Here is a 21,712-nt window from a genome sequence, read left to right as displayed (position 1 = left end):
GTAGTCGAGTGGGCAGCCCCGTCGGTCAACGAAGATCGATCAGCCAACAAGGCCAGGGCAATTCAGGTGGATCAGGCATAGAGGCCAGGTTAACCACCAAAACGAACAGGCAAAGGCGCCTGAGACCGCAAGGTTTCAGGCGCTTTTTTTTGCTTTTTATTCCGTGATTGGCTTTGGTCGGGTGCTATCCATGAATACCGATATTGATTCTTCGAACTCGCTGCAAACCCTGATCGTGATCGGCAATGGCATGGTCGGACACCACTGTGTCGAGCAATTGATCGCAGGTGGCGCGTTGCAGCACTATCAACTGCATGTGTTTGGCGAAGAGCTCATGCGCGCTTATGACCGCGTGCATTTGTCCGAGTACTTCACCGGCCGTGATGCCGAGTCGCTGGCGCTTTCCGACGCTGCGTTGTATCAGACGCCCGGCGTCACGCTGCACTTGGGCACTCAGGTGCTGGAAATTGATCGCGACGGCCACAAGGTCATCACCGCCACCGGTAGCGTGCATTACGACAAGCTGGTACTGGCCACCGGATCCTACCCGTTCGTGCCGCCGATTGAAGGGGCTCACGGTGACTCACGTCTGGTTTACCGCACCCTCGAAGATCTTGATGCGATCCGCACTGCGGCGACTAACGCTATTCGCGGCGTTGTGGTGGGCGGCGGCTTGCTGGGACTGGAAGCTGCGAATGCCCTGAAAAGCCTTGGCCTCGAAGCGCACGTCGTCGAGTTCGCCCCGCGCTTGATGCCGGTGCAACTGGACGAGCAGGGCGGTATCGCCCTCAAGGATCGCATCGAGCAATTGGGCGTTGGCGTGCATCTGGCCCGTGGCACGCAGTCGATCACGGCGGGTGAGGAATACCGCTACCGGATGAACTTCGGCAACGATGAGTTCCTCGAAACCGACCTCATCGTTTTCTCCGCAGGTATTCGTGCGCAGGATGCGCTGGCCCGGCAATGCGGTCTGGACATTGGTCCTCGCGGTGGGGTGAGCATCGACGGCAAGTGCCTGAGCAGCGATCCGGATATTTACGCGATTGGCGAGTGCGCGGCCTGGAACGGCAGTATTTTTGGCCTGGTCGCGCCGGGTTACCAGATGGCACGGGCTGTAGCGACGACCTTGTGCGGTGGCGAAGCTGATCCGTTCATGGGCGCCGACATGTCCACCAAGCTGAAACTGCTGGGTGTCGACGTTGGCTCCATTGGTGATGCTCACGGCCACACGCCGGGCTCACGCAGCTATCAATTCATCGATCAGACCACTGCCAGCTACCGCCGCCTGGTGGTCGATGCCTCCGGCAAGCATGTGATTGGCGCAGTGCTGGTGGGCGACAACAGCTACTACGACACCCTGCTGCAATACATGCAGAACGCGATCACGCTGCCCGCCGAACCGGCCAGTCTGATCCTGCCGAGTTCTTCTGGCGCACCCACTCTGGGCCCGGCGTCTTTGCCTGAAACCGCGACCATTTGTTCGTGCCACAACGTCACCAAAGGCGCCATCTGCTCGGCCATTGATGGCGGTTGTACCGATTTGGGCGTGCTCAAGTCCGAGACCAAGGCTTGCACCGGTTGCGGTGGCTGTGCCGCTTTGTTGAAAACTGTGTTTGAACACGAGCTGATTGCTCGCGGTGTCAGCGTCGATAAAAGCCTGTGCGAACATTTCGCCTACACCCGTCAGGAGTTGTACGCGCTGGTTCGCGTTGAGGGTGTGCAGACGTTCGAAGAACTGCTTGCCAAACACGGTCGTGGCCACACCGGTTGTGATATCTGCAAACCGGTCGTGGGTTCGATTCTGGCGTCGTGCTGGAACCAGCCAATCATGGACGCCTCACTGGTGCCTTTGCAGGATACTAACGACACGTTCATGGCCAACATGCAGAAGAACGGCACTTACTCCGTTGTGCCGCGTATCGCGGGCGGCGAAATCACGGCCGACAAGCTGATCGCCATCGGCGTGGTAGCGAAGAAGTACGACCTGTACACCAAAATCACCGGCGGCCAGCGCATCGACCTGTTCGGTGCGCAACTGCATGAGTTGCCGGACATCTGGTCGGAGCTGATCGAAGCCGGGTTCGAGACCGGCCATGCCTACGGTAAATCGACGCGTACGGTGAAGTCCTGTGTCGGCAGTACCTGGTGCCGTTACGGTGTGCAGGACAGCGTGCAGATGGCCTTGACCATCGAGGATCGCTACAAAGGTCTGCGCTCGCCGCACAAGCTAAAGTTCGCGGTCTCCGGCTGTACCCGTGAGTGCGCCGAAGCGCAGAGCAAAGACGTTGGCGTGATCGCCACCGAGAAGGGCTGGAACCTCTATATCTCCGGTAACGGTGGCATGCGTCCGCGCCACGCCGAGCTGTTCGCCACCGACCTGGATGACGAAACCCTGATTCGCTACATCGACCGTTTCCTGATGTTCTACATCCGCACTGCCGACAAGCTGCAGCGCACCTCGGTATGGCGCGAAAGCCTGGAAGGCGGTCTGGACTACCTCAAGGACGTGATCATCAACGACAGTCTCGGGCTGGGCGCAGAGCTGGAGGCGCAGATGCAACTGGTGGTCGATCGCTACGAATGCGAATGGGCCAACACCCTCAAGAGCCCGGAGAAACTCAAGCGTTTCCGCACCTTCGTTAATGACAAGCGGCCGGACCCGGACATCCATTTCGTTGAGGAGCGCGGCCAGCGTCGTCCGGCCACGGCTGCCGAGCTGAACCTTATTCCCGTCGTCGAGGAGGTACTCTGATGAGCCTGACAGCTATCAAACACAGCGAACCTGTTGCACCTGATTCGAGTCTTGCGTGGCATACGGTTTGCGGCCGAGAAGATCTGGTGACCAACTCTGGCGTTGTGGTCTGGCTCGACGGCGCGCAGGTCGCGCTGTTCTACCTGCCGGACGCAGAGGGCAGTCAGCTTTACGCGGTGGACAATCGTGATCCGCAGTCCGGCGTCAACGTGATTGGCCGCGGCTTGATCGGCAGTATCAAGGGTGATCTGGTCATTGCCTCGCCGCTGTACAAGCAGCACTTTCGTTTGAAGGATGGCAGCTGTCTGGAGTATCCGGAGCAGCGTTTGCGGGTCTGGCCTGTGCGCTTTGAGGGAGAGGACGTGCAGCTCGCGGTGGGGTGAGGGCATGTGCGATTTCTGGAGCTAACCCCTGTAGGAGCCAACAAGCTGGCTCTCATCAAAAATAAAGTAACTAACTAAATTTAAATGCTTTTATATGTAGGAGATCGCCCAGCAAACACAGGATCTGTAGGAGCTGCCGAAGGCTGCGATCGCGGTGTGTCAGGAGCAACGCTTCGCAGCCTTCGGCAGCTCCTACAGAAAATGCATTCCAATCCAGCAGTTTGCATGTAGTTTGATGAAAGCGCGTTTGCCGCTCGATAGCGTGGATCAGGGGAGTTTTGATAGTTAGTCTTTGCATATAAACCCATTCTGAAAATGCATTTAGTGAATAAAAAACTAAGTGCTATGGTTTAACCCGTTTGAATACGGGTTAAACCACAGGAGAACCGCGTCATGAGTTTCACTTCGCTGCATTGGGGGGCTTATCGCCCGCAAGTCGTCGATGGCGAACTGCGAGCTTTGGTGCCGGTGGAGTGGGACAGCGATCCTTCACCTATCGGTGATTCAGTGGCTGACGCGCTTACATCGCCCACGCGTATTCGGCGGCCTGCCGTGCGGCGCGGTTTTCTGGAGGGGCAGCTTGAGGGGCAGGGTGGCAGCCCGGAGTTACGCGGTCAGGAACCCTTTGTAGAAGTTTCTTGGGACGTCGCGTTGGATTTGGTGGCCAAAGAACTGAAACGGGTCAAATCCGAACACGGCAATCAGGCGATTTTTGGCGGCAGTTATGGCTGGGGCAGTGCTGGGCGTTTCCATCATGCGCAAAGTCAGCTGCACCGCTTCCTTAATGGCTTTGGTGGTTACGTCGCCAGCGTCGACAGCTATAGCCTCGGTGCCGGACGCGTATTGATGCCGCATATTGTCGGCAACATGGACTGGTTGTTGGCAGCGCATACCTCATGGAAAAACCTTGCGCAGCATTGCGAGCTATTCGTCGCGTTCGGCGGCCTGCCTGCCAAAAATGCCCAGACCAGCCCCGGTGGTGCCAGTGATCACCTGCTGACCAAGGCCCTGCAAGACATGTCCGAAGCGGGCGTGGAATTCGTCAACGTCAGCCCGCTGCGGGATGATCTGATTGGGCCAACGCGCAATGAATGGCTGCCGGTGCGCCCGGGCAGCGACACTGCTTTGATGATGGCTTTGGCTTACGTGTTGGTCACCGAAGGTTTGCACAACGAAGACTTCGTTCAGCGTTACGCGGTGGGTTATGAACGCTTCCGTGATTACCTGCTTGGCCTTACCGATGGTCAGCCTAAAGACCCCGAATGGGCTCAAGCCCTGACGGATATTCCAGCTGCGCAGATCACTGATCTGGCCCGACGCATGGCCAGCAAGCGCACGATGATCAATATCGCCTATTCCTTGCAGCGCTCTGTGCATGGCGAGCAACCGTTCTGGATGACCGTGACGCTGGCCACGCTGTTGGGCCAGATCGGTTTGCCCGGCGGTGGCTTCGGTCTGGGTTACGGTTGCATGAACAACACCGGTAGCGGTCGCAAAGCGTTCTCCGGGCCGCGTTTTTCCCAAGGCCAGAATCCCGTCAAAGACTTTATTCCCGTAGCGCGGGTGGCGGACATGTTGCTCAACCCCGGCGCGGCGTTCGACTACAACGGTCAGCAGCGGCATTATCCGGACATCCGCCTGGTGTACTGGGCGGGCGGCAATATCTTTCACCACCATCAGGACCTCAATCGCCTGCTGAAAGCCTGGCAGCGCCCGGAAACTATTATTGTCCACGAGCAGTTCTGGACCGCTCAGGCCAAGTACGCTGACATCGTTTTACCCGCCACGACGGCGCTGGAGCGTAGCGATATCGGCAGCTCGGCGTCTGATCGTTTCATGATCGCCATGCAACAGGCGATCGAGCCGGTGGGCGAATCCCGAGACGATTACGCGATTCTGGCCGAGCTTTCCGGCCGACTGGGTTTTGCCGATAGCTTCACCGAAGGTCGGGATGCCTCGGGCTGGTTGCGACACATTTACGAAGAGTCACGGGGCAGGGCGGGGGAGTTTGGCATTCAGTTGCCGGACTACGATCAGTTCTGGCGCGACGGCGTGTTTGAAGTCGAATATCCGGAGCAGGATACGGTGTTGCTGCAAGCCTTTCGCAAGGACCCCGACGCCCATCCGTTGCCAACCCCGTCGGGGCGTATCGAGATTTTCTCCGAGCGCATCGCCGGGTTCGGTTATGCCGACTGCCCTGGGCACCCGGTGTGGCTGGACAAAACGGCGCCAGACTACCCGTTGCATCTGTTATCCAATCAACCGAAAACCCGCCTCCACAGCCAATATGATCATGGCAGCTACAGTCGTTCTTCAAAGATTCAACAACGCGAACCACTGACCCTGAATACCGACGATGCGCGGGCACGGGGTATCAGCGACGGCGATGTGGTCAAGGTCTTCAATGACCGTGGGGCGTTTCTGGCGGGTGCGATTGTCTCGGATAACATTCGCCCTGGCGTGGTCCAGATCGCCACTGGTGCGTGGTTCGATCCGCTGGTGCACGGCGAGCCGGGCAGCCTGGAAAAACACGGCAACCCGAACATGGTTACTGAGGATGTAGGCTCATCAAGTCTGTCCCAAGGCTGCTCGGCACAAACGGCGACGGTGGATATCGTGAAGTGGGAAGGGGAGTTGCCAGGGATTACCGCGTTTGAACCGCCGTTGATGACCTCATAGGCGACGCGGTTTTCCTGTAGGAGCGATTGGACGGCACTCCGACTTGCCCGCGATAAGGTTTGGGTGATTTGCCTGCAGAATTGCGGTGTCCTTATCGCGGGCAAGCCTCGCTCCCACAGGGATCGCATTTCAGCCATTCTGAAACCGACTTTGCCGCAAGCGCTCCAGGCTATTGCTCAGATGCAAGCGCATGGCCGCTCTTGCCGCATCGCGGTCCTGATGGGCGATGGCGGCAAATATCTGCTCGTGTTCACGGCGCAGGATTTCCAGATAATCCGGTGAGTGGGCGTTGCTGAACTGCATTCTTGAGCGCGGGATGATGCTGCTGCCCAGTTGCTCCATCACGTCGGTGAAAAAGCTGTTAGCGGTACATAGCGATATCTGATGATGAAACTCGAAATCGGCAAACGCGGTGTCGCTGCCCGGCGGGCAAGCATTGAGGGTGTCGAGTGCCTGGCGGATCGCCTGCAGTTGCTCCGGCGTGCGTCGTTCGGCCGCCAGGGCGGCGGACTCCACTTCAAGGCTCTGGCGCAGCTCAATGATCGCGATGGCATCGCGCAACGTGCCGCTGGTGCGCTCATCGACCTGAAAATCATTGGGGCGACTGGCATCCACTACAAAGGTGCCAATACCATGCCGGGTTTCCACCAGTCCTTCGGCCTGCAGCCTGGACATGGCTTCGCGAACCACCGTGCGACTGACGCCTTTCTCCTGAATGATCACCTGCTCGGTGGGCAGCTTTTCCCCGGCCTTGATCTCACCTTCACGGATTCTGCGTGAGAAGTCATTGACCAATTGCTGAGCCAGGCTGGTGCGCCGATCCGGGGTTGCAGGCGGGATTTCCATGTCACTCATTTCAAGTTTCCATTGGGCCGCAGAGTATAACCTCAGCCAGCTGCCACGCTGGCGCCAGCTGGCACTATAATGTCGGTTCTTCGAAAACGAGTCAGCCCATGTCGGACCCAGACCTTTCGTCCCAGAAAAAACACAGACGTTTAGCCGAGACCCTGGTTGATCGCTTTGCCCAGCGCATGCGCGATGGCGTGCTCAAGCGCGGTGAAAAACTGCCTCCCGAACTGCATATCATGGAGGCCGAGGGCGTCAGCCGCACGGTAGTGCGCGATGCGTTGTCGCGCATGCAGGCGGCGGGACTCGTGGAAACCCGTCACGGGGTAGGCACCTTTGTTCTGGACATGCCTGCGCCTGCCGGTTTCGTGATTGGCCCAGCGACTATCGCGACCTTGCCTGACGTGCTTAATCTGCTGGAGTTTCGTTTGAGTCTGGAAGTCGAAGCGGCGGGCATGGCTGCACAACGGCGTACCCCCGAAGCCCTGCTGGAAATCAAGCAGGCGCTGGATGCCTTGCTCGAAGGGCCGCAAAAGTCCGGGACCACGATCAATGCCGATTTCCAGTTTCACCTGAAAATCGCCAAGGCATCGGGCAACACCTACCTGATCGATATCATGAAGCACCTGGGCACCAAGCTGATCCCCCGCACCCGGATGAATTCGGCCTACACCGGGCAGAGTGATCGCACGGCGTATCTGGCCGGGATCAATGCTGAGCACCGGCAGATTTATCTGGCGATTGCCGCCGGGAATGTGGATGCGGCGCGTTCGGCCATGTACTTGCACCTGAACAGCAGCCGCATCCGTTTGCATCAAACCCAGGCAAGCCAGGAGTTGTACAGTAACTAGCGTTCAATGAAGGCCGGGTTATTACAGGAAGTTGTATTGCACGCCAACCCGCAGACGTAACTGACGCTTGTCATCGGCACTGTCGACTTTTATGTCGCCGACTTCGAAGAACGGCACCCAACGTTTGTCGATCTTGTATTTAAATACGGCGTTTTGTTCATAGTCAGTTTTACCGTTGTCGTAGCGAATATAGTCGGCATCGAAGTAGGTGAACTGATATTCATAAGCCCATTTACTGTTTTGCGGGGCATAGTTGAGCCAGACGTCATAACGATTGATGCTCTGGTTATCCATCGCGTTGTCGGGCATGTCCTCATTGATCTTGTCTCGATCCAGCTTGATGGAGTCATAGCGGTAGCGGGCCGAGGCATTCAGGGTGTCGCTGATGCGGTAGGTGGCTTTCAGGCCGACTTTATAGGCGGTGGATTTCTCAATACTTTCCAGCGCGATAGAAGGGGTCAGCATCCAGTCAGCATTGAGTTTGTACTGATAGGTCATGCCCAGTTCGTGGCCGTTGCCCACGGTATTGTCAAAGGCAACGTCCTGCCGGTCACCGGCTGTCTTGTATTTAAGTTCCCCTTCAAACCCGAGACCGTTATCCAGTCGGGTACCGAACTTGACCCGGTCCGAGTGCATTCGCGTACTTTCCGCATATTGATGTCGATAATTGACGTAGCCACTGTCGGCCATGGCCAGCGTGGAGGTCAGCAGTGCAGCAAACGTCATCATTGCTTGGGTAGTTTTCATGTTTTTTTATTCTTGTTAAATGAAGTGGAAGGTTTTATTCACAGCAGATTTCAGGCAGCCGGGTTCCTCGGCAGTAAATGCCGAAGGACGCGACGGTTTAAAACTCCAGTGGTCTTACAGCGCCAGGCAGGCGACCGGTTGTTCGATGTTATGGGTGGTCATGTCGCGACTCGCCTGAACCAACAGACGGGTGTATGCGTGTTGCGCCTCATGCCGGGCCAGTTCGCCCGTGTCGAGAATCTCAACGATCTTGCCGCCTTGCATCACGGCTACCTGCTCGCACAGGTGGGCAACGACCGCCAGGTCATGCGTTACCATCAGGTACGTCAGGCTCTGTTCGCGGCGCAGGTCGGCGAGCAGGTTGAGAATTTCCGCCTGCACTGATACATCCAGTGCCGAGGTCGGCTCATCCAGCAGCAGGACCCGGGGTTCGAGGATCAGCGCCCGGGCGATCGCTACCCTTTGGCGCTGCCCGCCTGACAGTTGATGGGGATGGCGGAAGCGAAAGCTGTCATTGAGGCCCACCTTGCGCAGGATCTCGCTGACCCGGTCATCACGGTCGCCGATGCGGTGAATCGCCAGCGGCTCCTTGAGCGCCGAATCAATGGTGTGCCGCGGATGTAATGAGGCATAGGGGTCCTGAAAGACCATCTGCACCGTTCGATAATGCTCGGCATCCAGCTTGCGCTGTACCTGTTGACCGTTGACCTGCAGTGCGCCGGTCCAGTGCTGGTATTGCCCGGCGAGGCAGCGCAGCACTGTGGTTTTGCCTGAGCCGGACTCGCCCACCAGGCCGAACGCCTGGCCTTCTTCAACGCGCAGGTTGACGTCATGCAGCACCTGATTGAGCGTCGGACCCGTACCGAAACTGAGGTTGAGTGATTGGACTTCGATCATCGCCATGGGAAATACCTCAATGAGTCAGCCAGAGGGGATCGCGCTGGAGCACCGGCAGGCTGCTGCGCGGAAAGTCCAGGCTCGGCAACGCGGCGAGCAGCCCGCGCGTATAGGGATGCTCTGCTCTGGCAAGGTCGGCGGCTTCCAGTGATTCCATGACCCGTCCGGCGTACATCACCAGAACCCGGTCGCAGAAGTGCTGGACCAGATTCAGGTCGTGGCTGATGAACAGCAGGCCCAGATCCCGTTCACTCACAAGCTCTTCGAGAATATTCAGCACCTGACGGCGTACCGAGACATCCAGCGCCGAGGTGGGCTCGTCGGCGATGATCACCTGTGGATCGGTGATGACCATCATCGCGATCATGATTCGCTGGCCCATGCCGCCGGAGACTTCATGCGGGTAGAGCTGATAGACCCGCTGCGGATCGCGGATATGCACCTTGGCGAGCATGTCCATCGCTCGTTCTTTGGCTTCCTGATGCGACACTTTGTGATGGGCCAGATACGCCTCGGCGATCTGCTCGCCGACCTTCACTACCGGGTTCAGCGAATATTTGGGGTCTTGCATGATCATCGACATGCGACGCCCGCGAACGCCCTGCATTTGTTTCTCGCTGGCGCTGAGCAGGTCGATCTCATCAAATCGCAAGGTCTTGGCGGTGATGCGCGCAGTTGCCGGATGCAGGCGCAGCAGGGCGCGGCCGACTGTAGACTTACCCGAGCCGGACTCGCCGACAATCGCCAGCTTTTCCCGCCCCAGATTGAACGACACGCCTTGCACAGCCAGAGTGGTCTTGCCTGCGTTGGTGAACTCGACGCGTAAGTCGTCTACGACGAGCTTGCTCTGTGATGCGGATAACTGAGACATGGCTGTTACCTCTTATTAAATTTGCTGATGCCGCGCACTAACTGAATTGGAATGCTTTATCTGTAGGAGCGCGCTTGCCCGCGATGCGATTTTGAATTCGATATATTTATCCCCTGTGCGGACGTCATCGCGGGCAAGCGCGCTCCTACAGGTTCCGTATTGCTGTCATTCATTACGAGGATCAAGCACGTCGCGCAGGCCGTCGCCGAGCAGGTTGAACGCCAGGCTGACCAGCATGATCGTCGCGCCCGGTGCTGCGACCAGCCACCAGCTTTCCAGCATGTAACGCCGACCGCTGGAAATCATCGCGCCCCATTCCGGCAGCGGTGCCTGCGCGCCCAGACCGAGAAAGCCCAGTGCCGCAGCGGTCAGAATGATGCTGGCCATGTTCATGGTCAGGCGGATGATCACTGACGACAGGCACATCGGGATGATGTGTCGACCGATGATGCGCAGCGGCGAGCCACCTTGCAGTTTCACGGCGACAACAAAGTCGGCGTTACGCAGCGACAGGGTTTCAGCTCGCGCAAGACGCGCAATCGGTGGCCAGGCGGTGAGGGCGATGGCGATCACTGCATGCTCCAGGCCAGGACCGAGCGCGGCAATAAACGCCAAGGCCAGGACCAGGCTCGGGAACGAAATGAAGATGTCGGTGATGCGCATGAACAGGCTGTCGACCCAACCACCGAAATAGCCGGATACTGTGCCGATCAACAGGCCGATTGGGCCAACGATTACCGTCACCAACAGCACGATGTACAGGGTGATGCGCGAGCCATGAACCAGTCGGCTGAACACGTCGCGGCCGTACTCATCGGTGCCGAACCAATGCGCCGCACCGGGTGCTTGCAAAGCGCGGGTCAGGTCTTGTTGTAGCGGGTCATGGCTGGCGATCCAGGGCGCGAACAGTGCAACGATCATCAGCACTGAAATCACGATCAGCCCGGCCAGCGTCATCGGGTTGCGCAACAGAAAACGCATCATGCGTGCCGCGCTGCCGGTCAGGGCCGCCAGACTCGAAGCGGGCACTGCCGCTGCCATAGAGGTAGCTTGAGAAGTCGTCATCAGCGGGTTCTCGGGTCGAAGACTTTATAAAGGGCGTCGCTGATCTGGTTCAGGGCGACAAAAATCAGCCCGATCAACAGCACGCACGCCATCACCGCATTCATATCACCCAGCAGCAGGCTGCTGGTCAGGTACTGGCCAAAGCCGGGCCAGGCAAATACCGTCTCGATCAATACCGCGCCTTCAAGCAATCCGCCGTAGGCGAGGGCGACGATGGTCAGCAGTTGCACGCGGATATTGCGAAACGCATGACCCCACACAATCCGCCGCTGGGACAGGCCCTTGACCCGCGCCGTGATGATGTATTCCTGAGACAGTTGCTCAAGCATGAAGCTGCGGGTCATGCGGCTGATGTAAGCCACCGAGTTGAAACTGAGAATGATGGCGGGTAACAGGATGTGCCGCAGGGCGCTGCGAAAAGCTTCCCAGTCGCCGGACAGGGCCGTGTCGATCAGCAGCAAGCCGGTGCGTGTCGGGATCAGACCATCGTAAGCCAGACCAATACGTCCCACCCCACCGGCCCAACCCAGCCAGGCGTAGAACACCAGAAAGGCCATCATGCCCAACCAGAAAATCGGCGTTGAGTAACCAAACAGAGTGAACAACCGGGCGATATGGTCACCGGCACGACCCTGATGAGTTGCCGCATAGACACCCAGCGGCAACCCGGCCAGAACACCGAAGACGATGGCCAGCGTGGCCAGCTCAAGAGTGGCGGGGAACACTCGGGCAATGTCTTCGATGACTGGGTGACCTGTCAGCAGCGCGTTGCCGAAATTGCCGTGCAGCAAGTCGTTGAGGTAGCCACCAAATTGCACCCAAAGCGGCTTGTCGAGCCCCAGTTCTTTGTAAGCCTGTGCATACGTCGACGCGTCAGCGTCCGGGCCGACGATGGCCAGAACCGGGTCCAGCGGCATGACCCGACCGATGAAGAACGTGAGCAGCAACAGGCCAAACAGCGTCGCCAGCACTGAGCCGCTGCGCCGGGTCGTGCCAGCCATGCGGCTGCCCCACAATGAAACAGATGCACTCGTCATAAGAATTCCTGCCTTGCGAAAGCGACTGAGTCCGGATCAACGTTGTTTGTAGACGTCGTGCAGACGCGTCGTGGCGGCGCTATGGCCGATGTAGTCACGCACGTCGGCATGCACAACGACCTCGTCGGTCATCTGCGAAATCGGCAGGATGGCGCCGACCTGTTGGTCGTACAGGGTCTGAATGCGTTGATAGAGCGCCAGTTGGCGTTGCGCATCGCGTTCCTGCTCGGCCTGCTCGATCAGTTGATTGAGCTCGGCGCTGTAGAACGAGGTACGCCAGCCCTGAAAGTTGCTCAGCTTTGCTGCTTCGCGGTTATCCGGGTTGTAGACCAATGCTCGCAGGCTGGAATGAGGATGACGTTCCGCGCCGCCACCGCCACGTCCGACCAGAATGTCGAAACGCCGGTCGCGCATGGCGCCGTAAATCTGGTTGCCGGTGCCGGTAATGATCGTGGCGCGAATACCGGCCTGAGCCAGGGTGGATTGCAGGCTGGTGGCGATATTGATGAAGGGTGAATCGGTCAGTGAGCGCAGGGTAATCGTGAAGCCATTTTCGTGCCCGGCTTCCGCCAGCAGACGTTTGGCTTCCTGCACATTCAGACGATAACCGGGGTCATCCAGTCGGGCCGCCAGACCCAGTTGCAGCGGGCGCTGGTTAGCCACGCCGTAGTGGGGCATGACCACGTCGTTGATGCCTTGATAGTCGATCAGCAGGCGTATCGCCTTGCGCACCCGGATGTCCTGAAACAGCGGTTGCTCCATGCTCAGCGCGATGTAGTAAATGGTGCCGCGAGCGATGGTCTGTACGTTGACTTCGGGGGAGCGGGTCAGGGCTTTGATATCGGTAGCGGCCATGCCTCGGGCCACGTCCAGATCACCGCGCTCGACCATCAGGCGCAGTGCCTGGGATTCAGTCATGTTGCGCATGATGACCCGACGCATTTTCGCCGGACCGCGCCAGTAGTTATCGAAACGCGTCATCAGGATCACGTCGTTGGCGCGCCAGATGTCCAGCTTGAAAGCGCCGGAGCCTGCGGTGTGCGTCGTCAGCCATGCGGCACCCTGGTCTTCGCCCTGCGCATGTTGCATCGCGGTATGACGATCGATGACGAAGGCGCTTGGCGAGGTTGCGAGTGTGTTGAGCACCAGCAGCGGATCGGTCGGCCGTGGAAGGTCGAGGACGAATGTCAGCGGGTCTTCGGCACGCATCAGTTGCGCGACGTTCTGCGCGGTGTAGCCGTAGGCTTTCCAGGTCGAAGCCAGCGCGCGATTGAGGGTGACGACCCGTTGCAGTGACCACGCGACGTCTTGCGCGGTCAGTGGCTGACCCGAATGGAAGGTCACGTCGGGGCGCAGGTGAAAGGTGATGCGCATGCGGTCGGGGCTGACTTCCCAGCGTTCGGCCAAGGCAGGGATGAGCGTATCGGGCGCGCTGGCATCCTGTTCGAGCAGCATGTCGTAGACGTTGGAATTGACCTCGGATACTTCAAGGCCGGTAGCAGCGGCAGGGTCCAGAGAGAGCAGGTTGATCATGCTCATGCCAACTACCAGTTGATCAACCGGTGTTTCACCGCGCGCCATGCCGGGCGGGGTGTGCAGAAGCGTCGCAGTCAGCGCCACGCACAGCAACTGGCGCAGGCGCGAAGGCCAGAGTTTCATAGGGCAGTCCTTTCTTATATTTATTAAGACTCTTGTGCCAGAGGCGCTCATGTCGCCCCTGTGCGGTGCTGCCTGTCAGTAACGTTGGTGTGTGTTGGCCTCGATGTAGTGGAAGTTGATGTCTTCACCCAGGCCCGGGCGGTCCGACAAATGCACGTAGCCTTCATCATCCATGGGGTCGACCAGTGTGTTCAGATAAGCCGGAACCTGCTCGTAGTCCAGGAATGGGTGCAGCAGGCCGCGCTCGTACCAGCGGCAGTTGCTGATGGCTCCGATCACTTGCAGGTTGGCTGCGCCGTTGCCGTGAACCTCGCAATCCATGCCAAACGCTTCGGCCATGTGCGCGACTTTCAGGCACGGGCTGATACCGCCTACACCAGCAACCCCGGCGCGCAGAATATCGCAGGATCTGGACGTCACCCAGCTCGCACGGCTGTGATATTTGCCGTCGATACTCTCCGGGCCCAGTACCGGGATGTCGAGATTGGCCGCTAGCCAGGCATAGGACTCGGCCGAGTCTTCGATCATGGGCTCTTCGAACCAGGCGAAGTCGAGCTTCTGCAGTTCGCGACCGATGTACAACGCATCGACGCGGCTGTACCAGTGATATCCGTCGAGCATTAGCGCGATATCCGGGCCGACCGCTTCACGCACTGCAGCGCAGGCCTTTACATCCATGCGCGGGTTTGGCGCGAAGGAAATCGGTGGCATCCAGGTGTGCAGCTTGATGGCCTTGTAGCCGCGAGCGACCAGTTTTTCGGCGAACTGACCGTACTCATCCGGAGTGGAAAGGCCGCCTGGCAAATCGTCGCCACACATGGTCGAACCGTAGGCCAACACCTTGTCGCGATAACCGCCGAGCAGTTTGTAGACCGGCTGTTTCAGTGCGCGTCCGGCCAGATCCCAGAGCGCCTGTTCGACCAATGCCAACGCGCGGTCAGTCAACTGGCTGGCGCTGCCCCGTTGCCAGTGAGCGAGTTCCTGCCAGATTTTTTCGCGGTTCATCGGGTTCTGGCCGATCAGCACTTTCTTCACGAAGGACTCGATGATGTGCGGACGAATCAGCTCTGGAGCGCCGAAGGAATAACCTTCGCTGCCGTCGTCACACGCGATGCGCAGCATGGCCAGATTGACCGGTTTCTCTTCGCCAGGATGAGCATGACCTGCGCTGTCGACGGCGCGACGGGACGGATGGGAAAAGACCTCGACACTGATACGGGTGATTTTCATAGAAAGCTTGCCTTGGATATTGTGATTATTAGGTGGCTTTGCTGTATGTCGTCATACAACGATGGGGCGATTATTTTCCCGGTCGACTGGATGTGTCAACGGGTATTTGCAGTTTTTATGGGGTGTGTAGGTGTTTCGGAGGGAGACGGGTGGTTCTTTTTATCGAGGAGAGGTATCGAAAGTCGTCATACTTCGTGGGGTTTGAGCAGTATCGGTTTTTGAATTGAAATTCCTTCCCTTGTGGGAGCCGCCCCGGTGTCCCTGACACCACGCTGTCGCGAAGCAAACAGAGACCTGTAGGAGCGCGCTTGCCCGCGATTCGGTCTGTCAGTCGATGAATGTATCGTCTCCGCTGACGTAATCGCGGGCAAGCGCGCTCCTACAGGTGGAAAGTATGCCAAATCAAATAGTTGTAGTTTGTTTGATGGGAGCCGCCCAGACCAGGCTCGGCTCCCATAGACCATTCCTGGCCCAAAGAATCAGACTTTAAACTGGCTGACCATCGTTTGTAGCTGAACGCCCAACCGGGCCAGTTCTACGCTGGACGACGCGGTTTCCTCGCTGGCGGCGGCTGTCTGCTCTGAGATATCGCGCACATTGAGCACGCTGCGATTGATCTCCTCGGTGACGGCGCTCTGCTGTTCCGCAGCGGCGGCGATCTGTTGATTCATGGACTCGATTTCAGAGACGGAGCGGCTAATGCTGTTCAAGGATGTTCCGGCCTTGCGAGTCAGTTCAACAGAGCTGTCTGTCAGGCTGCGGCTGTTATCCAGAATCGCAGCAACCCGCTCGGTTCCTTTGTGCAGTCCGTGAATCAGATTTGCAATTTCCTCGGTGGAAGTCTGGGTGCGCTGAGCAAGACTCCTTACCTCATCCGCAACCACCGCAAAGCCGCGGCCTGCTTCGCCTGCCCGTGCTGCTTCAATGGCAGCATTGAGCGCCAGGAGGTTGGTTTGCTCCGCCACGGCTTTGATAACATCCAGCACGCCGCCGATCTTGTCGCTTTCGCGCTTGAGGTCATCCATGGCGGTTTTTGAATGCCCGACTTCAAGTGCCAGGCTTTCAATCTGGTTTACCGCCTGGGAAACAATGATGTCACCTTCGCGGGCCTCTCTTGAGGCATTGACTGCTGCGCCGGAAGCGAGCTCCGCATTGCGGGCAACTTCCTGGACTGTCGCGCCCATCTCATGCATCGCCGTCGCGACTTGATCCGTTTCGGATTTTTGGCTCTGGACACCGCTGCTCGTTTGCTCGGTCACGGCAGACAACTGCTCTGCAGCGCTTGCGATCTGCACGACACCGTCCTTGAGACCGCCGATCAAGCCCCTTAGCTTGACGGTCATTTTTTGCATGGTGTTTTCAAGTCGGCCCAGTTCGTCTCGGCGATCGGAAATCTGATCGTGAGTGAGATCGCCGTTGGCGACGCGTTCAGCGACAGCCAGGGTCTTCAACAGAGGCGTAACGATAAGGCTAGTAATAATCCAGGCTGCAAGGGCACTTACAATCAATGCGATAACCAGACCGATGATGAGCAAGTCTCGAGATTGGGCAAGGTCCTGCAGGCGCAAGGTTGTCTGATTTTTTGTAAGCTCATCGGCCGCGGCGAACAGTATTTTGATGTCTTTGGAAATATTAGCCTGAGACTCGGTGATCTTTGCCTGAGCATCAGAAAACTGCTGCACGGTACTTTGATAAGCCTTCAGCGACGTGCCTATACTTTGAAGCGTCTCTGCCGGAAGCCCTGACCCTTTCAGGCTTTCGATGAAGCGTATGACTTCAGCTATGGATTCCTTGGCTTGCCGCTCAGCGTCTGTATTCAACGTATACGTGTAACCCCTGACATCAAAGCGCATGCGCTGAAACAAGGCACGGGCACGTGTCACGCTGTCACGCATGGCGGCATCGCCCGTTTCAGCGTTGGCGAAGACGTTCAAGCGTTCGAGGTTTTTTGCCGCATCTTCGGCATGGTTGCCAAATACTTCCCGTGTTGCCTCTCGTGCGTTTGTGGCCTTGACGACTGCATCGTATTGAACACGATAGTCTTTCAATCCATCACTGGCAGCGTTGAGGTGGGGGACGTTGAGGGCGGAGCTGAACATCGGACGGGCGTACTCGAGATGCCGGTCCAGATTATCCACGGCTTTTAACCAGCTGGCGGCTCGCTCGTTGTCAGGCGTGATGATGTAGGCAAGTCGCTCAATACGTATATCTCTGGTCAAGGAACCGAGCTTGCCGATGTCATCGATTCTCTGGCTTCGTTCGCCCATTTCCTTGATACCCGACCAGCCTGCCGCGGCGATGAGTACGGTGAGCAGCATGACCATGCCAAAGCCCAGTGCAAGCTTGGTATGAACGGCTATATTCGAAAGCCCGCGATGAATCATTTTCAGCATGAATAATGCTCCGAGTACTTTTAGAAATACGGTATGAGGCTGCTCCTTGCCAATAGTCCAGTTGGAGTTTTATCGGTGGCGGTTTGAGAAACTTTAATAAAAGATTGATAACTTTCAGATAATACTGATTACGGTTTTAGCGAGGAGCAAATACCGCTGAAACTGCAGTGAGTTCATTGGTTTTAAAAATATTTTTTGAGGGCGTAAGGTTCGGCCTTGGCGGCACTCAGCAAAAAAAGAAGTTGTACGATCACTGTTTGGGGCGGGGATTTCTATAAGCCACATAGAAATTATTCATGGCTTTAAATAAACCGGAGTATTAATTGGGAACTTGCAGGATACGCCCGTATCTCAGTACACATTTTTAATGTGTTTTAGTCGTAGTTATTAGATCTGTGAATACCCTGGAACGCTGCTAACAGGGCTCGGCCTCTGAGCGCCGATTTAAAGACCTCTTGCAACGTTCAGGGCGTTTGACGTCGTCCAACGTTCCATTCAGGGGGCAGGCCAGACGCAGAACAATTCCTCACCTACCGATTCGCTTTCTCCCGCTCTGCAAACACCGCCTTGCCGACGCCTGTCAACGTCACGTCATTCTGTGGTGTGTGAATCCGTGCGCACAGCACATTGCGCAGGTGGCGCTGCAACGGGTTGCTGCGCGACAGGCCAGGGTTGCCCGCTGCTTCTATCGCCAGCTCCACGGCGCGAATAGCGTTGGTTGTCACCAGGTATTTGATCTGCGCAGCATGGGCTGGCGGGGTCAGCCCCGTGGCAGCCGATTGCAGCAGGCTGTGGTTGTTGAACAGCAATGTATCGATTTCACCGACTACTTCCTGAAAGCGCGGCAAGGTCGATAACGCGGCACCGAGGTTGGACGGTTTACGCTCTTCCAGCCACTGCACGAACCAGTTGCGCGCCGAGCGGGCGACGCCGTCGTAGACCGAGGACAGCAAGACCGACATCCACATGAAGCCTGCCGGGTCGAGCTCTGCCTGCGGTGCACTCCATGGGCTGACGCTGACGGCGTGTTCCAGTGGCACCAATACGTCTTCAAAGATCACTTCATGGCTGCACGTGGCACGCATGCCCAAGTGGTCCCAGTCTTCGACGATTCGAATGCCTGGCGTGTCCTTGTGTACCAGCCAGGCACCCACCAAAGGATCGGCATCGTCGCTGCGCGCCCAGACGTTGTACCAGGTCAGGCCATGGCTGCCGGTGGAGTAAATCTTGCTGCCGCTGATGCGCCAGCCCTCGGTGGTACGCCTCGCCGTAGTCGCAGGCAGACCTCCGCGAGCAGGGGTGCCAAGATCGGGTTCTACGCGCAGAGAGTTGATCAACGCGCCATCGCGCACCGCTTCTTTGGCCACTTGCAGACGCAGATGCTCCGGCCAGCTTTTGCTCTGCTGCAGGCGTGCATGCTGGATGTATTGCATGACCAGAATCAACGCCGTGGATGGCTCGCCCTGAGCGACAGCGCTGATGGCTTGCAGCGCTTGAGGCAAATCAGCACCGCCGCCGCCCAGCTCAATCGGTACGGTCAGGGCGAGCAAACCGTGCTCGTGTAATAAGCGAAAGTTCTCATGGGGAAACTCGCCGCTGTCGTCATAGCGTTCGGCGGTTGCGGCCAGGGCGGCGGTGATTGAGGTCAGCCGCGCGGTGAAAGCCTCGGCGGATTCGATGTCGCTGGCGGCAACGGGGCGAAGGGGAAATACGCTCATTGATGGGGTTTCCTTTATGTACTTGTTGGAGCGAGGCTTGCCCGCGAAGCTGTCACCGCGGTACGTCAGCTATCTCGGGTACCGTTCTTCGTCCGGATGCGGCCCAGACCAAGCCTCGCTCCAACAGGAGTCAGGCCAGCTCCGCAGCCTCTTCCAGCTGCGCGTAGCGGTTTTGCGGCACTTGCAGATTGAAGTGCTCGCGTAAGGTCGAACCGGTGTATTCGCTGCGAAACAAACCTCGTTGTTGCAAGACCGGAACCACCAGTTCCGCGAAGTACTGCAAGCCATCCGGCAGCAGCGAGTTGATGATGAAGCCATCTGCCGCTTCGTGTTCGAACCAGGTCTGAATGGTGTCGGCAACCTGCTCGGGCGTGCCGACGAATTCGCGGCGTGGTCGGGAGAAGAACAGCGCCACTTCGCGCAGGGTCAGGCCTTCATCCTTCGCCAGTTGTTTGATCCGGTCCGAACCGCCTTTCTGGCTGTTGGAACCCAGGTCGCCCAACTCAGGGAATGGCGCGTCCAGCGGGTATTGGCTGAAGTCGTGATCATTGAACGGACGGCCCAGCGCGACGATGGCGTCTTCGATGCTCACCAGCTCCACGGCCTGCTGATAACGGCTTTCAACTTCTGCTTCATCGCGGCCGACGATAGGGCGGATGCCCGGCAAAATCGACAAGTCCAATGGGTTACGCCCAAAGCCCGACGCACGTTTTTTCAGGTCCCGGTAGTAAGCCTGTGCCTCTTCCAGCGACTCGGCATGGACGAAGATCGCATCTGAATATTCGGCTGCGAAGTTGCGTCCGTCCTCGGATGTTCCTGCCTGGAAAATCAGCGGATGGCCTTGTTTCGAGCGGGCGATATTCAGCGGGCCTTTGACCGAGAAAAACTCGCCTTTGTGGTTCAGGGCATGCAGTTTGCCGGGGGTGAAAAACTCACCGGTTTTTTTGTTACGGGCAAAGGCGTCGTCTTCCCAGGAATCCCACAAGCCTTTGACCACTGAGACGTGCTCCTTGGCAATGCGATAGCGCACGGGATGCGGCGGGTGTTCGCCCTTACTGAAGTTGTCGGCAGTACCGCTGAGCCATGACGTGACGACGTTCCAGCCAGCACGGCCACCGCTGATGTTATCCAGCGAAGAGATTTGCCGCGCCACCTGAAACGGTTCGGTGTAGCTCACGGTGACGGTAGCCACCAGACCGATATTTTCCGTGGTTGCGGCCAGCGCCGAGAGAATGGTCAGCGGCTCGAAGCGGTTGAGGTAATGCGGGCTGGATTTTTCATGGATGTGCAGGCTGTCAGCGATGAACACGAAATCAAATTTGGCCGCTTCTGCCAGTTTCGCCTGTTGCTTGTAGTAGCCGAAGTTAACGCTGGCATCTGCCAATGCGTTCGGGTGACGCCATTCGCCCCAGCCGTGACCGACACCGTGGACCATTGCGCCCAGCTTCAATTGACGTGGCTCTTTTTGACGAGGCTTGTTCATGAGCGTGCTCCTGAATCTGAAAATAGGATTGCGTGAGGATTAGTGAGCGGCTGTTTGCACAACCTGAGCACGCGAAGCGTTGAAGCTTTTGTCGAAGCCTTTTGAGACGTCGATCGATTTGGTCAGGATGCCTTCCTGTTGGTAAATATCAGCGGTGGCCTGCAAGCCCTTGATCACGTTGTCGTCGATCTCTACCCGGTTCATTTTGGTGGCGTTGGCAATTTCCAGATGAACCTCGATCGGCAGGCCGGTGATCGCAGCCTGGGCCTTGGCGTACTCGGCAGGGTGGGTGTTGCTCCACAGATAGGCGCGCTCGACCCGTGCCACGAAGTCATCGAGTTGCACGCGTTTTTCAGCGATGGTCTTGCTGGTCGCGGCCAGGTACAGGTGATTGCTCAATAGCTCGCTGCCACTGACCAGTACCCGGTCATGACTCTGGGTGGTGGCGACCGTAGTGTACGGGTCCCAGGTGGCCCAGGCATCGGCCCCGCCGCTGGACAACAGAATGCGCGACTCTCCCGGCAGCAGGTTGATGAAGGTGACATCGCTGGTTTTCAGGCCTGCCTGGCGCAAAGCTCTAATCGCCAGATAGTGGCCGATGGAGCCACGCCCGGTAACGATGCGCTTGCCCTTGAGGTCGGCGACGGTCTTGATCGGTGAGTCTTTGGGCACCAGCAACGCGGTGGTGAAACGGCCTTCGGCGTGGGTAATACTGACGACTTTCAGGGGCGCGCCAGCACCCAGCGCAAACACGTAGGGCGCATCGCCTAATGCGCCAATATCAACGGCACCTGCGTTCAATGCCTCACCCAAGGGGGCGGCAGAAGGGAATTCGGAAAACCTGATTTCGTAAGGCACGTTTTTCAGTTCGCCGGAGACTTGCAACAGTGCCTTGATCGTGGATTTCTGATTGGCGACCAGCAACGGTTCGAGATCGGCCGCTATGGCCTGCTGGCCAAGGGTTACGCTCAACAGAGCGCCCAGCAGCAGTTGCTTGAAATTAAAGGTGTTCAACAACATGGGTGTATCTCCAGGCTAATAGAGTGCTGGCAAGGACCTCCGCCTGGAGGGGTCGGTCCTGCTTACAGAGGCGTTAACATC

The 21,712-nt window shown here is 57.9% G+C and carries 16 protein-coding genes and 1 pseudogene; 4 read left to right on the top strand and 13 right to left on the bottom strand.

Going from position 1 to position 21,712, the window contains the following annotated elements; translation table 11 throughout:
* The first annotated feature begins 190 nt into the window (after positions 1-190).
* The 3 genes from nirB (at position 191) to K3169_RS21955 (ending at position 5,814) form a co-directional block, all read left to right on the top strand.
* Positions 191-2,752 (top strand): nitrite reductase large subunit NirB, encoded by a 2,562-nt coding sequence (nirB, locus tag K3169_RS21965; RefSeq protein WP_263267978.1) that lies wholly within the window; start codon positions 191-193, stop codon positions 2,750-2,752.
* Positions 2,752-3,135 (top strand): nitrite reductase small subunit NirD, encoded by a 384-nt coding sequence (gene nirD, locus K3169_RS21960; RefSeq protein WP_263267976.1) that lies wholly within the window; start codon positions 2,752-2,754, stop codon positions 3,133-3,135. The genes nirB and nirD overlap by 1 nt, the downstream gene beginning before the upstream one ends.
* Positions 3,136-3,528: 393 nt before the next feature.
* Positions 3,529-5,814, top strand: coding sequence for a molybdopterin guanine dinucleotide-containing S/N-oxide reductase (locus tag K3169_RS21955; RefSeq protein WP_263267975.1), 2,286 nt, complete (start codon positions 3,529-3,531; stop codon positions 5,812-5,814).
* Between the two features lie 129 nt (positions 5,815-5,943).
* On the opposite strand, the gene K3169_RS21950 is transcribed toward K3169_RS21955, so the two are convergent.
* Entirely contained in the window at positions 5,944-6,669 is a 726-nt protein-coding gene (locus tag K3169_RS21950; protein WP_411567011.1) for a FadR/GntR family transcriptional regulator, read from the bottom strand.
* A 98-nt stretch (positions 6,670-6,767) separates the two neighbouring features.
* On the opposite strand from K3169_RS21950, the gene K3169_RS21945 reads away from it, so the two are divergent.
* Positions 6,768-7,511: a FadR/GntR family transcriptional regulator gene (locus tag K3169_RS21945; protein ID WP_087271095.1), complete on the top strand. Its 744-nt coding sequence runs from the start codon at positions 6,768-6,770 to the stop codon at positions 7,509-7,511.
* Positions 7,512-7,532: 21 nt separating this feature from the next.
* Here the strand turns inward: K3169_RS21945 and K3169_RS21940 are convergent, their stop codons facing one another.
* The 12 genes and pseudogenes from K3169_RS21940 to K3169_RS21890 form a co-directional block, all read right to left on the bottom strand.
* Complete coding sequence (locus K3169_RS21940) at positions 7,533-8,258, bottom strand: oligogalacturonate-specific porin KdgM family protein (RefSeq protein WP_099267439.1); 726 nt, start codon at positions 8,256-8,258, stop codon at positions 7,533-7,535.
* A gap of 114 nt (positions 8,259-8,372) precedes the next feature.
* The gene (locus K3169_RS21935; protein WP_263267974.1) at positions 8,373-9,161 is read right to left on the bottom strand and encodes an ABC transporter ATP-binding protein; all 789 of its coding nucleotides are present in this window, start codon (positions 9,159-9,161) and stop codon (positions 8,373-8,375) included.
* A 10-nt stretch (positions 9,162-9,171) separates the two neighbouring features.
* The gene (locus K3169_RS21930) at positions 9,172-10,026 is read right to left on the bottom strand and encodes an ABC transporter ATP-binding protein (protein WP_122805674.1); all 855 of its coding nucleotides are present in this window, start codon (positions 10,024-10,026) and stop codon (positions 9,172-9,174) included.
* A gap of 165 nt (positions 10,027-10,191) precedes the next feature.
* A complete protein-coding gene (locus K3169_RS21925) occupies positions 10,192-11,091 on the bottom strand; it encodes an ABC transporter permease (protein ID WP_122805673.1) in 900 nt (299 codons plus the stop codon).
* Positions 11,091-12,128 (bottom strand): ABC transporter permease, encoded by a 1,038-nt coding sequence (locus tag K3169_RS21920; RefSeq protein WP_099267435.1) that lies wholly within the window; start codon positions 12,126-12,128, stop codon positions 11,091-11,093. Before K3169_RS21920 ends, K3169_RS21925 begins: the two co-directional genes overlap by 1 nt.
* Positions 12,129-12,164: 36 nt before the next feature.
* Entirely contained in the window at positions 12,165-13,787 is a 1,623-nt protein-coding gene (locus K3169_RS21915) for an ABC transporter substrate-binding protein (RefSeq protein ID WP_263267971.1), read from the bottom strand.
* Positions 13,788-13,862: 75 nt separating this feature from the next.
* A complete protein-coding gene (locus K3169_RS21910; RefSeq protein ID WP_231675041.1) occupies positions 13,863-15,017 on the bottom strand; it encodes a mandelate racemase family protein in 1,155 nt (384 codons plus the stop codon).
* Between the two features lie 479 nt (positions 15,018-15,496).
* On the bottom strand, positions 15,497-16,210 hold the full coding sequence (locus K3169_RS29870; RefSeq protein WP_411567059.1) for a methyl-accepting chemotaxis protein: 714 nt from the start codon (positions 16,208-16,210) through the stop codon (positions 15,497-15,499).
* Positions 16,211-16,354: 144 nt separating this feature from the next.
* A pseudogene (locus K3169_RS29865) lies at positions 16,355-17,335 on the bottom strand (methyl-accepting chemotaxis protein); the annotation flags it as partial.
* A 605-nt stretch (positions 17,336-17,940) separates the two neighbouring features.
* The gene (locus K3169_RS21900; RefSeq protein ID WP_099267432.1) at positions 17,941-19,128 is read right to left on the bottom strand and encodes an acyl-CoA dehydrogenase family protein; all 1,188 of its coding nucleotides are present in this window, start codon (positions 19,126-19,128) and stop codon (positions 17,941-17,943) included.
* 130 nt (positions 19,129-19,258) lie between these two features.
* The gene (locus K3169_RS21895) at positions 19,259-20,611 is read right to left on the bottom strand and encodes an LLM class flavin-dependent oxidoreductase (protein ID WP_263267969.1); all 1,353 of its coding nucleotides are present in this window, start codon (positions 20,609-20,611) and stop codon (positions 19,259-19,261) included.
* Between the two features lie 39 nt (positions 20,612-20,650).
* The gene (locus K3169_RS21890; RefSeq protein ID WP_263267968.1) at positions 20,651-21,631 is read right to left on the bottom strand and encodes an ABC transporter substrate-binding protein; all 981 of its coding nucleotides are present in this window, start codon (positions 21,629-21,631) and stop codon (positions 20,651-20,653) included.
* Positions 21,632-21,712 lie beyond the last annotated feature (81 nt).

It is taken from the genome of Pseudomonas phytophila (assembly GCF_025643095.1).
GTDB lineage: Bacteria > Pseudomonadota > Gammaproteobacteria > Pseudomonadales > Pseudomonadaceae > Aquipseudomonas > Aquipseudomonas quasicaspiana.
Note: the sequence above shows the minus strand (reverse complement) of the source record. Positions and strands in the feature narration are given on the sequence as shown.

Coding starts and splice junctions, on each gene's coding strand:
- nirB (WP_263267978.1), top strand. CDS start 191: ATGAATACCGATATTGATTCTTCGAACTCGCTGCAAACCCTGATCGTG.
- nirD (WP_263267976.1), top strand. CDS start 2,752: ATGAGCCTGACAGCTATCAAACACAGCGAACCTGTTGCACCTGATTCG.
- K3169_RS21955 (WP_263267975.1), top strand. CDS start 3,529: ATGAGTTTCACTTCGCTGCATTGGGGGGCTTATCGCCCGCAAGTCGTC.
- K3169_RS21950 (WP_411567011.1), bottom strand. CDS start 6,669: ATGAGTGACATGGAAATCCCGCCTGCAACCCCGGATCGGCGCACCAGC.
- K3169_RS21945 (WP_087271095.1), top strand. CDS start 6,768: ATGTCGGACCCAGACCTTTCGTCCCAGAAAAAACACAGACGTTTAGCC.
- K3169_RS21940 (WP_099267439.1), bottom strand. CDS start 8,258: ATGAAAACTACCCAAGCAATGATGACGTTTGCTGCACTGCTGACCTCC.
- K3169_RS21935 (WP_263267974.1), bottom strand. CDS start 9,161: ATGGCGATGATCGAAGTCCAATCACTCAACCTCAGTTTCGGTACGGGT.
- K3169_RS21930 (WP_122805674.1), bottom strand. CDS start 10,026: ATGTCTCAGTTATCCGCATCACAGAGCAAGCTCGTCGTAGACGACTTA.
- K3169_RS21925 (WP_122805673.1), bottom strand. CDS start 11,091: ATGACGACTTCTCAAGCTACCTCTATGGCAGCGGCAGTGCCCGCTTCG.
- K3169_RS21920 (WP_099267435.1), bottom strand. CDS start 12,128: ATGACGAGTGCATCTGTTTCATTGTGGGGCAGCCGCATGGCTGGCACG.
- K3169_RS21915 (WP_263267971.1), bottom strand. CDS start 13,787: ATGAAACTCTGGCCTTCGCGCCTGCGCCAGTTGCTGTGCGTGGCGCTG.
- K3169_RS21910 (WP_231675041.1), bottom strand. CDS start 15,017: ATGAAAATCACCCGTATCAGTGTCGAGGTCTTTTCCCATCCGTCCCGT.
- K3169_RS29870 (WP_411567059.1), bottom strand. CDS start 16,210: ATGCATGAGATGGGCGCGACAGTCCAGGAAGTTGCCCGCAATGCGGAG.
- K3169_RS21900 (WP_099267432.1), bottom strand. CDS start 19,128: ATGAGCGTATTTCCCCTTCGCCCCGTTGCCGCCAGCGACATCGAATCC.
- K3169_RS21895 (WP_263267969.1), bottom strand. CDS start 20,611: ATGAACAAGCCTCGTCAAAAAGAGCCACGTCAATTGAAGCTGGGCGCA.
- K3169_RS21890 (WP_263267968.1), bottom strand. CDS start 21,631: ATGTTGTTGAACACCTTTAATTTCAAGCAACTGCTGCTGGGCGCTCTG.